This window comes from Mesorhizobium sp. M0166 (assembly GCF_040322255.1).
Classification (GTDB): Bacteria; Pseudomonadota; Alphaproteobacteria; order Rhizobiales; family Rhizobiaceae; genus Mesorhizobium.
Window position 1 is genome coordinate 70901 of the sequence record NZ_JAMYTD010000004.1, and the last position, 13755, is coordinate 84655.

The 13755-nt window shown below is 62.4% G+C and carries 18 protein-coding genes; 4 read left to right on the forward strand and 14 right to left on the reverse strand.

What is annotated here, in order from left to right; translation table 11 throughout:
- Positions 1-15: 15 nt before the first annotated feature.
- Both arfB and NKJ46_RS06915 read left to right on the forward strand, forming a co-directional pair.
- Positions 16-453, forward strand: coding sequence for an alternative ribosome rescue aminoacyl-tRNA hydrolase ArfB (gene arfB, locus NKJ46_RS06910; RefSeq protein WP_352663484.1), 438 nt, complete (start codon positions 16-18; stop codon positions 451-453).
- A 130-nt stretch (positions 454-583) separates the two neighbouring features.
- Positions 584-1201 (forward strand): alpha-ketoglutarate-dependent dioxygenase AlkB family protein, encoded by a 618-nt coding sequence (locus NKJ46_RS06915; protein ID WP_352663486.1) that lies wholly within the window; start codon positions 584-586, stop codon positions 1199-1201.
- Here NKJ46_RS06915 and NKJ46_RS06920 read toward each other — a convergent pair.
- From NKJ46_RS06920 to hisB, 14 genes are all read right to left on the reverse strand, one after another.
- Positions 1164-2777: a hypothetical protein gene (locus NKJ46_RS06920; protein WP_352663488.1), complete on the reverse strand. Its 1614-nt coding sequence runs from the start codon at positions 2775-2777 to the stop codon at positions 1164-1166. The two genes, NKJ46_RS06915 and NKJ46_RS06920, sit on opposite strands and share 38 nt — an antisense overlap.
- An 88-nt stretch (positions 2778-2865) precedes the next feature.
- Positions 2866-4440, reverse strand: a complete 1575-nt coding sequence (locus NKJ46_RS06925) for a hypothetical protein (protein WP_352663490.1) — start codon at positions 4438-4440, stop codon at positions 2866-2868.
- A complete protein-coding gene (locus tag NKJ46_RS06930; RefSeq protein WP_023677541.1) occupies positions 4430-4825 on the reverse strand; it encodes a GtrA family protein in 396 nt (131 codons plus the stop codon). Before NKJ46_RS06930 ends, NKJ46_RS06925 begins: the two co-directional genes overlap by 11 nt.
- 7 nt (positions 4826-4832) lie before the next feature.
- Positions 4833-5603: a class I SAM-dependent methyltransferase gene (locus NKJ46_RS06935; protein WP_352663492.1), complete on the reverse strand. Its 771-nt coding sequence runs from the start codon at positions 5601-5603 to the stop codon at positions 4833-4835.
- Complete coding sequence (locus tag NKJ46_RS06940) at positions 5603-6610, reverse strand: glycosyltransferase family 2 protein (RefSeq protein ID WP_352663494.1); 1008 nt, start codon at positions 6608-6610, stop codon at positions 5603-5605. The genes NKJ46_RS06935 and NKJ46_RS06940 overlap by 1 nt, the downstream gene beginning before the upstream one ends.
- Before the next feature lie 77 nt (positions 6611-6687).
- Positions 6688-7647, reverse strand: a complete 960-nt coding sequence (gene coaA / locus NKJ46_RS06945; protein ID WP_352663496.1) for a type I pantothenate kinase — start codon at positions 7645-7647, stop codon at positions 6688-6690.
- A gap of 18 nt (positions 7648-7665) precedes the next feature.
- Complete coding sequence (locus NKJ46_RS06950; protein WP_352576337.1) at positions 7666-7992, reverse strand: phosphoribosyl-ATP diphosphatase; 327 nt, start codon at positions 7990-7992, stop codon at positions 7666-7668.
- Positions 7993-8028: 36 nt separating this feature from the next.
- Positions 8029-8823, reverse strand: coding sequence for an imidazole glycerol phosphate synthase subunit HisF (gene hisF / locus NKJ46_RS06955; RefSeq protein WP_352663933.1), 795 nt, complete (start codon positions 8821-8823; stop codon positions 8029-8031).
- Entirely contained in the window at positions 8820-9656 is an 837-nt protein-coding gene (locus NKJ46_RS06960; RefSeq protein ID WP_352663498.1) for an arginase family protein, read from the reverse strand. Before NKJ46_RS06960 ends, hisF begins: the two co-directional genes overlap by 4 nt.
- Positions 9653-10402: a 1-(5-phosphoribosyl)-5-[(5-phosphoribosylamino)methylideneamino]imidazole-4-carboxamide isomerase gene (gene hisA / locus NKJ46_RS06965; protein WP_352663500.1), complete on the reverse strand. Its 750-nt coding sequence runs from the start codon at positions 10400-10402 to the stop codon at positions 9653-9655. Before hisA ends, NKJ46_RS06960 begins: the two co-directional genes overlap by 4 nt.
- 2 nt (positions 10403-10404) lie before the next feature.
- Positions 10405-10695: a DUF1330 domain-containing protein gene (locus NKJ46_RS06970; RefSeq protein ID WP_352663502.1), complete on the reverse strand. Its 291-nt coding sequence runs from the start codon at positions 10693-10695 to the stop codon at positions 10405-10407.
- 3 nt (positions 10696-10698) lie between these two features.
- Positions 10699-11349 (reverse strand): imidazole glycerol phosphate synthase subunit HisH, encoded by a 651-nt coding sequence (hisH, locus tag NKJ46_RS06975; RefSeq protein WP_352663504.1) that lies wholly within the window; start codon positions 11347-11349, stop codon positions 10699-10701.
- Position 11350: 1 nt separating this feature from the next.
- A complete protein-coding gene (locus tag NKJ46_RS06980) occupies positions 11351-11824 on the reverse strand; it encodes a DUF2628 domain-containing protein (RefSeq protein WP_352663506.1) in 474 nt (157 codons plus the stop codon).
- Positions 11825-11828: 4 nt separating this feature from the next.
- The gene (hisB, locus tag NKJ46_RS06985; protein WP_352663508.1) at positions 11829-12428 is read right to left on the reverse strand and encodes an imidazoleglycerol-phosphate dehydratase HisB; all 600 of its coding nucleotides are present in this window, start codon (positions 12426-12428) and stop codon (positions 11829-11831) included.
- 225 nt (positions 12429-12653) lie between these two features.
- Here hisB and hslV point away from each other — a divergent pair, with 225 nt between their 5' ends.
- Together hslV and NKJ46_RS06995 are read left to right on the forward strand one after the other, a co-directional pair.
- Complete coding sequence (gene hslV / locus NKJ46_RS06990) at positions 12654-13205, forward strand: ATP-dependent protease subunit HslV (RefSeq protein WP_352663510.1); 552 nt, start codon at positions 12654-12656, stop codon at positions 13203-13205.
- Positions 13195-13752 carry a GNAT family N-acetyltransferase gene (locus NKJ46_RS06995; protein ID WP_352663512.1) on the forward strand — a complete coding sequence of 186 codons (558 nt, stop codon included), beginning with the start codon at positions 13195-13197 and terminating at the stop codon, positions 13750-13752. Before hslV ends, NKJ46_RS06995 begins: the two co-directional genes overlap by 11 nt.
- Positions 13753-13755: the final 3 nt, after the last annotated feature.

Below are 13755 nucleotides of genomic sequence, written 5' to 3' on the forward strand. Positions count from 1 at the left end.
CGCCATGACTGCGGCATGAACGCCGACGACAAGATCATCATTACCGACGATGCGGTGATTAATCCGGGCGACCTGCACGAGGACTTCATCCGTTCGTCGGGGCCAGGCGGCCAGAACGTCAACAAGGTGGCGACGGCAGTGCAATTGCGCTTCGATGCCGCCAATGCGGCTGGCCTGTCGGAGCGGGTGCGCGAACGGACCATCAAGCTTGCCGGCCAGCGCGCCACCAAGGACGGCGTCATCGTCATCGAAGCCGGACGCTTCCGCACACAAGAGCAGAACCGGGCGGACGCCCGGGCGCGGCTGACGGCACTGGTCGCCAAGGCCGCCGAACCACCACCACCGCCGCGCAAGAAGACCAGGCCGTCCAAAGGCGCGGTCGAAAGACGGCTCAAGAGCAAGGCCGGGCGCGGCTCGATCAAGAAAATGCGCGGCCGGGTCGAGGATGACTGACAGCCGAAGCGGCTTGGGATCGAAGATCGCCGGTTAAAGCACGCAGCCACCGTCGGAGGCGGCTTTCGGGTCGCCGTTTTCATTTGACCGTGGCATTCTGATTTTCCAGGCCAACGGATCAAGCGACGCGATGCTCGTACTGCCCAAAGGCGTCCGCCATATGCCCTGCTACCTGTCGCGCGCCATGCAGGAAGTGCTGGTGGAAGATATCAGGCAGGTCGTGCAGGAGGCCCCGCTGTTCGTGCCGGCGATGCCGCGTACCGGCAAGGAGATGAGCGTGCGCATGACCAATTGCGGCCCGCTAGGCTGGGTCACCGACAAGGAGCACGGCTATCGCTACCAGCCGACCCACCCGGTGACCGGAAGGCCTTGGCCGCCGATCCCGGAGATGCTGCTCGAACTGTGGCGGGACGTATCCGCCTATGCGCACCCGCCGGAGGCCTGCCTGGTCAATTTCTATTCGCAGGATGCCAAGATGGGTCTTCACCAGGACCGCGACGAGAGCGATTTCTCCGCGCCTGTCGTCTCGGTGTCGCTCGGCGACGATTGCCTGTTCCGGGTCGGTCAGACGACGCGCGACGGCGCCACCAAATCGTTCAGGCTGAAGAGCGGCGACGTCGTCGTGCTTGGCGGCGAAGGCCGGCTCTGCTTTCACGGCGTCGACCGTATCTACCCGTCGACCTCGGCATTGCTCAGGATTGGCGGCCGCATCAATCTGACGCTGCGACGGGTGACGATGCCGAAATAGGCTGTTCGGGTGGCCGATCGCCCGGGCGGACATAATCGTCGCGCAGATAGATGCGCTCGGTCTCGTCCTCGACGAGAATGCGGTAGTGCGCCAGGATGGCGTCAAAGCCAAAACGCCCCATCAGTTGGCTTGTCCACATTGTGTTGTTTTTCTTGAAGACGACGACATCCGGGCGCAGACGCGCGAACTCTTCGCGTTTGCTTTCGACGTAGCGTACCATGATGGCTTGGTAATGGATGGCTTCGGCGGTGTCACCCGAGAGGGCTGCCTCCCGGGACAGGGAAAGTGCGAACGCTCCAAGCCAATCGCTGACGTGGGTCGAAACGAATTGCCCATCGATCATACGGTTCAAGGGATGTCCCGAGGAAATATCCGAACTGACCAACGCCACGGTCGGTCGATCGGTGGCGGCGCGAATGGCGGCAACCAGCGCCGGCCCTGGTTTCTGGGTGCTCCAGTACGGCAAGAAAGCGATTGCCACCGCCGCCAGGGCCCAAGCTCGCGAAGGAGCCGTCACGAACGCCAACAGCTTCGACGGCTGCTGCACGATCCTGGGCACCGCCAGCAGGCAGAAAATGGCCGCCACGGCGCAAAAGATCGCGGGATAGGCATGATAAGAATAGCCTTTGGCTTGGTAGAACAGGGGAAACATGCCGGCGATCGATGCCGCCAACGCCACCGCCGCCAGCTCTGGAAACCGTCCGGCAGGCCACAGCCACCAGATCAGGAAGACAAGGAAACACCATGGGAAACCGTAGCCGGTCACAATCGGCCAAAAGATGCCGATCTTTCCATAAACATCGGCCAAGAGGGGATAGACGTCGCGCAGGAACTCCGGATGGATGAGCGTGACGGTGCTGAGATAGACAATGCAGATGGCGCCAATAACCCAGTGTTCCGGGGCGAAGATCGGTTTCAGACTGCGCCGGCGCACTGCAACGACCAACGCCGGCGCCAACACCATGATCGCATAGTAGGGCTTGACCAGCAGCAGAATGCTGCCCGACAGGCCGGCGAGTAAGGCAAGCCCGATGCTTGGTTGGGCAGCTGCGTCTCTGCGCGCGCGCCAGGCATGAAGCGCAAGCAGCGGCATGAAAAGCGCCGTGCCGATATGCTCCCGCTCGCTGAAGGCGTTGCCGGGGAAGATCACCAACATTGCGCAAAACGCCGGCCCCAGTGCAAACAGCGATGCAGTTTCAGTGAAACCCGCGCGCTTGACGATCACACCCGAGAGCGAAAGTCCGATGAGCACGGCAAGATAAGTCCAGGCCTCAACCAGGATTTCCGGGGCGGTGCCCAGCAATCTGGCCGCAGCCACTGGCGGCAGATAGAGCCAGACGCTGAATGGAGGATTGGTCTCGTAGATTTGGGAGTAAAGCCGCTCACCGGACAGCATGCGCTCGCAGACCGTGATCAGCCAGCTGGTGTCGGTAACAGTTCCCCAACGTTGCTGCCAGACGATCGAGAAGACCGTGACGGCGGCAATGGCCAGGACATTACGGCTAGGAAGCAGCGACGCTGCGATATCCCGGCCGCGCCACCGGCTCAAGCCGTCAATGTCGTTCGAGACGCTCATGATGTTGCACCGAGGCTCTCGAGATCGAGCCATATGTCGTCGAGCGGAGCGATTGGATCCAGCCGTGCCATGGTTTCTGGAAGCCTCCTCAATCGGTTTGGAGCGGCGCGGCCGCCGTATAACGAAGATAGACAGTGATTTCCGGCTCGGCGTGCAGCAGACGATAGTCGGCCAAAGCGGCAGCGATCCGCTTGTCCTGCAGCATCTGGGCAGTCCACGCGGGCGAGCCTGACAGCACGATGTCGGGTTTGTTCGCTGATATCTCGGCGGCGTTTTCGCCGATCACCCGATCGCGGATGGTTTCAAGTTCCCGTCTCCGTTCGAGATCGCCGGTGACGAGGGCGAGCGTGTCCGCGTTGGAGACCACCCAGGCGCTCGGATGGCGTGATATGAACCTGCCGCCGACAAGCCTAGCGAGGGGATGGGCAACCTGCATCTGGTCGGCAATCGACATGATGGTCGGGGCTTCGACCGTTGAGCGGATCGCGGCGACAGAGCGCCCGATCGGGCCGTTGTCCGTCGTCAGCGCCGCGTACTGTGCCCTGACCGCTATTTGCAGCACCAGCACGCAACCGAAGATCAGGGCGGCCTTACGAACGACGCCTGCACTGCCGAATGTGCCGAACCGCAGCAGCTGGATGCCAAATGCAAGTGTTGCAACAACGACCATCGGCAGCGCGTGATTGGGCCAACCCTTGCCCATAATGATGAAGGCCGGAATGAACCCCAGGGCGGTCAGGAGCGGAATCCTGACGTCCCAGTTCGTCTGTCTCAGGCCGCCGGCCGCAAGCACGGTGGCGGCGGCCAGAAGCAGCACCACTTTCGGCCAGTTTGCCAGCATATCGGCGGCAGAGGCCCTCAACGGAAGATAGACCTCCCTGATCAAGGGCAGGACGTCGCTTAGATAGGCGCGGTCGAAGAGCGCGATGGACGCGACATAGGCGGCCACAATCGCAGCGCCAAGCAGGTTCTCTGCGACGACGAGCGGTCTCAGCGACCGCCTTTCAAGCGCAAGACAGAGCGACGGCAACATGAAGGCCAGCACAAAATAGGGCGGCTTGACCATGACCACGACCGCCGCGCCAAAGCCCGCGACCATGTGCTCCAGCCGCGAGCCTGCGCTGAAATCGAGGTTCCGCTGACGTGTGCATTGCAACGCCACCCAAGGCAAAATGGCAATCAACGCGAAGTGCTCACGTTGGCCGAATTGATCCGGCATGAAACACAGGATCAAAAACAGGGCCGCCGTTGCTGTCCAGAGCGCATGGGGCTGCCGGTAGACCGGTTCATCGCGCGCGAAAATGCGGACGGAAATGAAAATACTGGCCAGGCTCAGGCAAACGACTCCAAGCGTCAGCCAGAATTCCGCACGGATGCCGGTGAGCTTTTCCAGGAGCATGAGCGGCATGTAGAGCCAGATCGAGAAAGGTGGGTTGGTCTCCGCGATGTCGGTGTTGAGCCGCTCTCCGCCAAGCAGGCGGTCGCAGACGACCAGAAGCCACGACACGTCGACATTGGTCGGAATTGCAACGGTGGATAGCCAGACGGCGTATGTGACGACCAGGCTGGCCAGCAGCAGCGGAGTACCCGCTACGCCCACAAAGGGCGAGAAGCGGTTGGCGCCGGGCAGCAGTTCACTGAGGGATCGCGCGCTAGAGACCACGAAACACCCAGCGCCCGAGGACGACATAGTTGATGACCGGCACGGCAATGCAGGTAAGCAGGATCGGGATTGCGGCCGGGACGCCAAGCATCTGGGTCAAAAGCCCCGGCAGGGCGATCGCGACGGCGAGACCGGAAGCAGTGAGCAGGAGGAAGCGAGGCAATTCCATTGCGTGGCTGCCGCCCGAGGTAAAGGTGAAATATTTGTGCCCGGTGTAGGAGAACAGCGCGGCGACGGCGTAGGCCGCAAACGATGTGAGCGCCGCCGGCAGGGCCGCCGTTGCCTGTCCACGCGACAGCAGAAAAGCGCAAACGGCATAGATCAGCGTCGACGCAATGCCAATCAGCGCAAAGCGCGATAGTCGACGATACGAGCCGGTGCCCATGACGCGGTCAAGCTGCCAATTTCTCGTCGAGGCGACCGGTTTCGACGGCGCTGTCCTTGCGGAACACCGCCAGCAGCGAAACGCCGAAGGGCAGGCTTGCATTTGGTATGATGCGGCCTTCCGCCGAAAACACTGCCTTCATCACTGCATTCAGTGGTTTTGGCGGCGTGGCATGGCCGGCTGGCAAGGCCGACTTGCGCAACCTGTCCACCAGTCGTGCCAGCGCCGCTACCGGGAAGAGCGCGGCATTTGTGTAGCTCAGCCGATCGATCGCGAAACCAGCCCTTTCGATTCGTTGACGCAGCAGATCGCGTGAATAGCGCCGCATATGATGCAGCCCCACATCATGCGTGCTCCACAACCATTGGTGTGCGGGCACGGTAAGGACGACGCTGCCGCCCGGTTTCAGCATTTGGCGGATCGCGGCAAGCGATGCCTCGTCTTCAGCGACATGTTCCAGCACGTCGAACAGGCAGACGAGGTCGCAGCTTTGCGGCGCGACAGGAATGTTGTCCGGCAGATGTCCGGCGAGGAAGTCGCGGCCGGTCTTTTCCCAGGCAATCCTGCGCGCGAGATCGCTCATCTCGACTGCCGTCACGGCGCCGAACTGCTCCAGCATCCGGATGTTGCCGCCGGTGCCGGCGCCGATCTCGACGATGCGCCCGTTTTCAGGCAGGCCGATGCTGCGAATGACCGCCTCGGTGATGGCGCGACGCCCGCAGAACCACCAATGCTCGTCTTCGGTGGCGGCCATCTGTCGGTAGGCGTCGATCTCCATCAGCTCATTCCCTCATATTTGCGGCGCACGATGTAGATCGGACGCTGCTTGATCTCGGCGTAGACCCTGCCGAGGTATTGTCCGATGATGCCGATGCCGAGTAACTGGATGCCGCCAAGGAAAAGAACACTGACCAGCAGCGAGGCGTAGCCGGGCACATCAACGCCAAAGATCATTGTCTTGGCGACGATCAGCACGCCGTAGAGGAACGACAGCGCGGAAATCGTCGCGCCGACATAGGTCCAGATTTCAAGCGGAGCGGTGGAGAAGCTGGTGATGCCTTCGAGCGCGAAGTTCCACAGCTTCCAGCCGGAGAATTTCGACTGGCCGGCGATGCGCTGATCGCGGACATATTCGACGCTTGCGGTGCGGAACCCGACCCAGGCGAACAGGCCCTTCATGAAACGACGGCGTTCGGGCAAAGACCGCAACGCCTGGATGACCTGGCGGTCGATCAAACGGAAGTCGCCGACATCGTGCGGGATCTTCTGCTGCGCGATCCAGTTGTGAACGCGGTAGAACATCGAGGCGGAGCGCTGCTTGAGAAAACTGTCGCTCGACCGGTTGGCTCGCTTGGCCAGAACGACCTCGAAACCCTCGCGCCACTTTTCCACAAGCAGCGGAATGACATGCGGCGGATCCTGCATATCGACATCCATCGGGATCGCTGCATCGGCATCGCAGCTGTCGAGACCCGCGGTCATCGCAGCTTCCTTGCCGAAATTGCGTGAAAGGTCGATTACGTGGATGCGTGGATCGGTTTGTTGGGCTTCGATCAGCTTTTCGAGCGTCGTATCGCTGCTGCCGTCGTTGACGAAGATGATCTCGAGGGCAACGCCTTTGTCCTTCAGCGGAGCAGTGCTTTCACACACCGCCTTGAGGAATGGAGCAATTGCGCCTTCTTCATTGTGGACAGGCACGATCAGGGCAATCGTTGCGGCGCCGCTGCCCGGATGTGCGATGCGGTCAGCTGCCGGCCGATCAATGTTTAGGAATGGCGCATTCATTTGTTTGCCGAGCCCGCAGATCAGGCCCGACAATAGAAAGACTGGGTTAAGATGACTTTAAGGAATGTCCCGGGATTTCACAGTTTCCTGAGCGCCACTTCCTCGACCAGATGGTTGGCGCCCTTGCGCAGGATGAGATCGGCTCGGGCGCGGGTCGGCAATATATTCTCGCGCAAATTCTTCAGATTGATGTTGGTCCACAGACCCTCGGCGATGGCGCGGGCCGCATCCTCGGAAAGCTGCGAATAGCGGTGAAAGAAGGAGGCCGGGTCGCGGAAGGCGGTTTCGCGCAGCCGCATGAAGCGGGCAATATACCAGTGGTGGATCAGCGCCTCGTCGGCATCGATGTAGATGGCGAAGTCGAAGAAATCCGACAGGAAAGGCACGATCTTGCCGTCCTTCGGCAGCTTGCCCGGCTGCAGGACATTGATGCCTTCGAAAATCAGGATGTCCGGCCGGTCGATGGTCTGGAACTCGCCCGGAATGACGTCATAGGTCAGGTGCGAATAGACCGGCGCGCGGACGTTGCGCTGCGCCGATTTAATGCCGGACAGGAAGCGCAGCAGCGCGCCGACGTCGTAGCTGTCGGGAAAGCCCTTGCGCTCCATCAGATTGTTGCGGCGCAGAACTTCGTTCGGCAGCAGGAAACCGTCGGTAGTGACCAGATCGACCTTGGGACTCGACGGCCAGCGCGCCAGCAGCTCCTTTAGCACGCGCGCCGTGGTCGATTTGCCGACCGCCACGGAACCGGCAATGCCGATGATGAACGGTGTCTTGGCCACATCCAGCGCGTTGAAGAAGGCCTGGCGTTGCCTGAACAGGAGTTGACTGGCTTCGACATGAGCCGACAACAGCCGTGACATCGAAAGGTAGATGCGCTCGACCTCGTGGAGATCGACCGGATCGTTCAGCGACCGCAGACGATGTATCTCGTCTGCGGACAGCGTCATCGGCGTATCGGCGCGGAACCGCGACCATTGCTCGGCCGAGAAGAAACGATAGGGTGAATACTTCTCGGTAGGAGCGAGCTGGTCCATCGAGTTCCTCCGCAGCGATCAGCCCCGGTCCAGCCGAGACGCCTTTTCGGCGATGCCCGAACGCCCGGTGCGGCGTTCAAGCTCGTTGAGCACATCGCTCAGCGGAATGTCCGCTATGCCGAGAACGACAAGCCAATGATAGATGAGATCGGCGCTTTCCGAAACAAGCGCGGCCCTATCGGCGCTGACGGCTGCGATCACCGTTTCGACCGCCTCTTCGCCGAGTTTCTGCGCTGCCTTGCTCATGCCGCGCTGAAAGAGCTTGGCCGTCCACGAATCCGGATCGCCGGAACGTGCGCGTTCGCCAATGATCTTCTCCAGATCGGAGAGCGAGAACTCAGTCATGACGGCATTTACAGCCTCTTCTTAGCCGGAAAGGCTCTAGGACCGATTACCCGGCGAGTCCAGCCGCATCGGCAGTCCGGCCTGAGCCATATGCAGCTTGGCCTCGGCGATGCTGTAGGTGCCGAAATGGAAGATCGACGCCGCCAGCACCGCGCCGGCGTGGCCGTCGCGAATGCCTTCGACTAGGTGGTCGAGCGTGCCGACGCCACCGGAAGCGATGACCGGCACGCGTATGGCGTCGGCGACCGCGCGGGTAAGCGCTATGTCGTAGCCGGCCTTGGTGCCGTCGCGGTCCATTGATGTCAGCAGGATCTCGCCGGCGCCGAGATCGACCACTCGCCAAGCGAACTCGACGGCATCGATGCCGGTCTTCTCGCGGCCGCCATGGGTGAATATCTCCCAGCGATCGGCCTCGCCCGCAGCGGACACTTTCTTGGCATCGATGGCGACGACGATGCACTGGTTGCCGAACTTGTCGGCAGCCTCGGCGACAAAATCGGGGGTCTTCACCGCCGCCGTGTTGATCGACACCTTGTCGGCGCCGGCCAGAAGCAGCTTCCTGATGTCGGCGACCTGACGGACGCCACCGCCAACGGTCAGCGGCATGAAACACTGTTCTGCGGTGCGGGCGATGACATCGAAAATGGTCTCGCGGTTTTCCGACGAGGCGGTGATGTCGAGAAAGCAGAGCTCGTCGGCGCCGGCCGCGTCATAGGCTTTTGCCGCTTCGACGGGATCGCCGGCATCGACCAGGTCGACGAAATTGACACCCTTGACGACGCGGCCGTTCTTGACGTCGAGACAGGGAATGACGCGGGCTTTCAGCATCAGATCCTCCCGATCTCCGCAAGAAAATCGACAAGCAACAGGCCGACGACGGGCGGAACCTCAGACTGGGAATCAAAGGCCGGGTCGTAGGCCGAGAGCGTCACGCCGACAATCGGGATGGACCTGGCCAGTCCGCAGGCAAGCTGCCGTAGCTGTTCCGGGCTCGGACCGCCCGGATGCGTGTAGCGGTTCACCTGCAACACATCCGGATCGAGGACATCCAGGTCGAGATGCAGATGTCCCCGAACCGCCCCTGCCGCTGTGAGCTTTCCGACTCTATCGAGTGCACCGGCACATTCGCTGCACACGATCGGCAAGGTTTCCAGCAGGCGCTTTTCGTCGGGATCGAGGTCGCGGGCATCGACCAGCATGCAGCGCGCCGGGTCTATCGGCCGGAACCCCGGAATCGCTGCCGCCATCGGACGCCAGCAGAGCCCGAGCGTCGCCGCCAGCGCCATGCCGTCGAGAAAGCCGTAGGCCGACGTCTCCGGCGTGTTGAGATCGCCATGCTGATCGATCCAGATTATCGAATCCGCGGCTTCACCGGCGACCGCACCGGCGGCGGTCAGGCAATTGCCAGCAAGGATAATGGGGAAGCGTCCTCCATCGCGGGCGAGGCTAACCTTGGTCGCGACGGCGTTGCAGACGGCAAAGCCGGTTGCGATTTCGCGCCCCTGCTCGTCTCCAACCTTGCCGATATCTTCGACGGCGACGTCATGGCCAGCCACGGTCAGGGCTTCGACGAGCCCACCGCCGACGATGGCGTCCGGCCCCTCGCCGCACCCTTCGTGATAGTGCCCGCTGTCGTAAGGAGCGAGGATAATCGAGACTTTCATGATGACGCCCCTGCCATCGGCTTGCCGCGCAGGATCGCCAGTGCCTCGGCCGGATCGATGCGGCCGTCGTAGAGCGCGCGGCCGGAGATCGCGCCTTCGAGCTTCTGCGCATCGGGCATGGTCATGCGCACGATGTCGGCGATCGAGGCGAGCCCGCCCGAGGCGATGACCGGGATCGACACCGCCTCGGCGAGATCGATGGTGGCGTCCCAGTTGATGCCGGTCAGCACACCGTCGCGGTCGATGTCGGTGTAGATGATGGCGGCGACGCCGGCGCCTTCGAATTTCCTCGCCAGTTCGAGGACGCCGAGGCTCGAGGCCTCGGCCCAGCCTTCGACCGCGACCTTGCCGCCCTTGGCGTCGATGCCGACGGCGATCTTGCCCGGGAATGCCTTGCAGGCCTGCCTGACCAGATCCGGATCGCGCACCGCCACGGTGCCAAGAATGACGCGGGCCAGCCCACGGTCGAGCCAGTCCTCGATCTGCGCCAAGGTGCGGATGCCGCCGCCGAGCTGCACCGGATTACTCGTCGCCTTGAGGATGGCGCCGACCGCCGCGCTGTTGACGCTCTGGCCCTTGAAGGCGCCGTTGAGGTCGACGACGTGCAGCCATTCGAAGCCCTGCTCTTCGAAGGCGCGCGCCTGAGCGGCCGGATCTTCATTGTAGATCGTCGCGGTCGCCATGTCGCCGTGCTTGAGGCGCACGCATTTGCCGTCCTTGAGGTCTATCGCCGGAAACAGAATCACCTTCAGGCGCCTTCGACGATGACAAAGTGGCCGGCCGAGCCGGCGAGCCTGTACTTCAAGGCCTCCTGGTACTCAGGCGAGCCGTAGCATTCCATCGCCTTTTCATAGGATTCGAATTCCACCAGCACGTGGCGATTGCCTGTCGGCCCTTCCGGGCTGGTATACCGCCCGGCGCGCACCGGGAACGTCGCGCCGTATTTCGCGAAAGCCGCGGCATTGGCCTCGATGTACTGCTTGTAGATCTCGGGATCGTGGACATCGACCATTGCCATCCAATAGCCCTTCTTGCTCATGATTCAGGGCCTCCAGCCTAGGAAATTGGTGATCAGCGCCAGGCCCAGCGCCTGGCTCTTCTCGGGGTGGAATTGCGTTCCGGCTAGGTTGTCGCGGGCGACAGCGGCCGTTACCGGGCCGCCATAGTCGGCAACCGCCAGCACCTCATCCTCCTTCCGTGCATCGAGATGGTAGGAGTGGACGAAATAGGCGTGCAGTCCCTTGCCGCCCGTCGCAATGCCGGAAAACAGCGGATGCTTGCGCTTCAGGTCAATCGTGTTCCAGCCGATCTGCGGAATCTTCAGTGTCGGATCGGCCGGCGTGATCTCCTTGACGTCGCCGGCGATCCAGCCAAAGCCCTTTGTGACGGTCTTCTCCAGGCCTCGCTCCGACATCAGCTGCATGCCGACGCAGATGCCGAGGAACGGCCGAGCCTTGGCGATCGCCGCCTCCTCCACCGCTTCCCACATGCCGGCGACCGCGCGCAGTCCAGCGGCGCAATCGGCATAGGCGCCGACGCCGGGCAGGACGATGCGGTCGGCGGTCCTGACCCGCTCGGCATCGGCGGTGAGCTCGATCGCGGCGGCAATGCCGGCTTCATGCGCGGCACGCTCGAAGGCCTTGGTGGCCGAGCGCAGATTGCCCGACCCGTAGTCGATGATCGCGACCCTCATCTCAGGGCTTTCCCGGAATATGGTTCAGCCCCAGCGCCAGGCCCATCTGCGCCGGCCGGGCATGTGCTGCGTCGGGGACGATGCGCTGCGCAGGAGCTTGTGCATTCGAATCCGCATCGGCTTCCACCACATAGCGGATGTCGGCGTCGTCGAGCCTGTCGGCTTCGATCACGCCCCATTCATGCCAGCCGCGACGGCGCAGGGCTGCGATCCGCAAGCCCTGCCCTTCCAGTCCGACAAAGAGCATGACAAGCAGGGATAAAAGCGAGCCGGTTGTTTCGAGGCCCACCCTTTCGCCCAGGATCGAGAGCAGGCCCATGGCGACAAACGCCAATGCCGCCTCGACCCACAGCCGGTGCCAGGCCAGCCACAGAGGCGGCAGCAGGAAGCCGAGCCAGGCAAAGCCGTCACGGACAAAGGTGGTGTCCACGCTTTCGCTGCGGCCTGGCGGCTCCATCACGACATAGATGGCCATGACGCTATCCTTTCAGGGATCCCTTGGTGGAGGGAATCGCATCCGGCTGGCGCGGGTCGCGCTCAAGTGCCGAGCGCAGCGAACGCGCCACGGCCTTGAAGCAGGTCTCGGCGATGTGGTGGTTGTTGGCGCCGTAATGATTGGTGACATGCAGCGTGATGCCGGCATTCTGCGCCAGCGCGTGGAAGAATTCGCGCACCAGCTCGGTGTCGAAGGTACCGATCTTCGGCGACGAGAATGAAACATTCCAGACCAGAAAAGGCCGGCCGGAGACATCGATTGCCGCCCGCGTCAGTGTCTCGTCCATGGCGAGGTCGATCGAGGCGTAGCGCATGATGCCGCGCCGCTCGCCCAATGCCTTGGCCAGCGCCTGGCCGAGCGCGATGCCCGTATCCTCGACCGTGTGGTGGTCGTCTATGTGCAGGTCGCCCTTGGCCTTCACGGTCATGTCGATCAGCGAATGGCGCGACAACTGGTCCAGCATATGGTCGAAGAAGCCGACGCCCGTCGAAATGTCGGATTTGCCCGAGCCGTCGACCTGAACCGACACGGAGATGTCGGTTTCCCTGGTCTTGCGGCTTATCTCGGCGGAACGGGGCGCCATAACCTCATCCTTGTCTCAGATTTTGCACGATTCAGGCGTTCACATGCCTGAAAACGAAAGCCTTCTAGCAGCATGATCCGGCGATTGCCAGTTACCGCTGCGAAGCACAGTCCGGCCCGGCGGATGGCCGGTTTGCAATCGTCGGGCCTATGCATACATATGGCCGATCAAGTCACTCGTACGCGCCGATCGCCTCGATGGGATCGGTGCTGATCGGAGCAGAAAATGTCGAATGAACTGACCATGCATGCCACGACCATCCTCACCGTGCGCAAGGGCGGCAAGGTGGTGATCGCCGGCGACGGCCAGGTCAGCCTCGGCCAGACCATCATGAAAGGCAACGCCAAGAAGGTGCGCCGCATCGGCAAAAGCGGCAACGTCATCGCCGGCTTTGCCGGCGCCACTGCCGATGCCTTCACGCTGCTCGAGCGGCTCGAAGCCAAGCTCGAACAATATCCCGACCAGCTGACACGCGCCTGCGTCGAGCTCGCCAAGGACTGGCGCACCGACCGCTATTTGCGGCGGCTGGAAGCGATGATGCTGGTGGCCGACAAGTCGGTGTCGCTGGCGCTGACCGGCACCGGCGACGTGCTGGAGCCCGAATTTGGCGTGATGGCCATCGGCTCGGGCGGCAATTACGCGCTGGCAGCGGCACGCGCCTTGATGGATAGCGACAAGGACGCCGAGGAGATCGCCCGCAAGGCGATGCAGATCGCGTCAGACATTTGCGTCTACACCAACAACAGCTTCGTCGTCGAAACTCTCGATGCCGCCTGAGCGGAGCCTCCGCTATAGTTTTCGGCCGGTGACCGAGAGGGACCTGCCGATGATCGCCGGCTGGCTTGCAGAGCCGCATGTCGCCGAATGGTGGAACGACCCAGAGACCGAGATTGCGGAGATCCGCGAACATATCGACAGCATTTCGGTCGAGCCGCTGATTGTCGAGCTCGACGGAAAGCCCATCGGCTATTTGCAGAGCTACGATCCGCATCTGGAGGACGGCCATCCCTATAGCGACCAGCCGTTCGGCACGCTCGGCATCGATCTGTCGATCGGCGTGCCGGAGCTTGTCGGGATCGGCCACGGCGCGGCGATCGTCCGGCAGTTCGTCGAGCAGCTTTTCGAGGAAGGTACGCCGCGCGTGATCATCGACCCGGACCCCGCCAATGCACGGGCTATCCGTGCCTATGAAAAGGCCGGTTTCAGGGCTATCGATCGCAGGAAGTCGGAATATGGCGATGCCGTGCTGATGGCGATTGATGCCCCAGAGGGTGATGCCGGACAGGGTGACGCCGAACAGGGTGACGCAGAAGAGGGGCAATAGCAG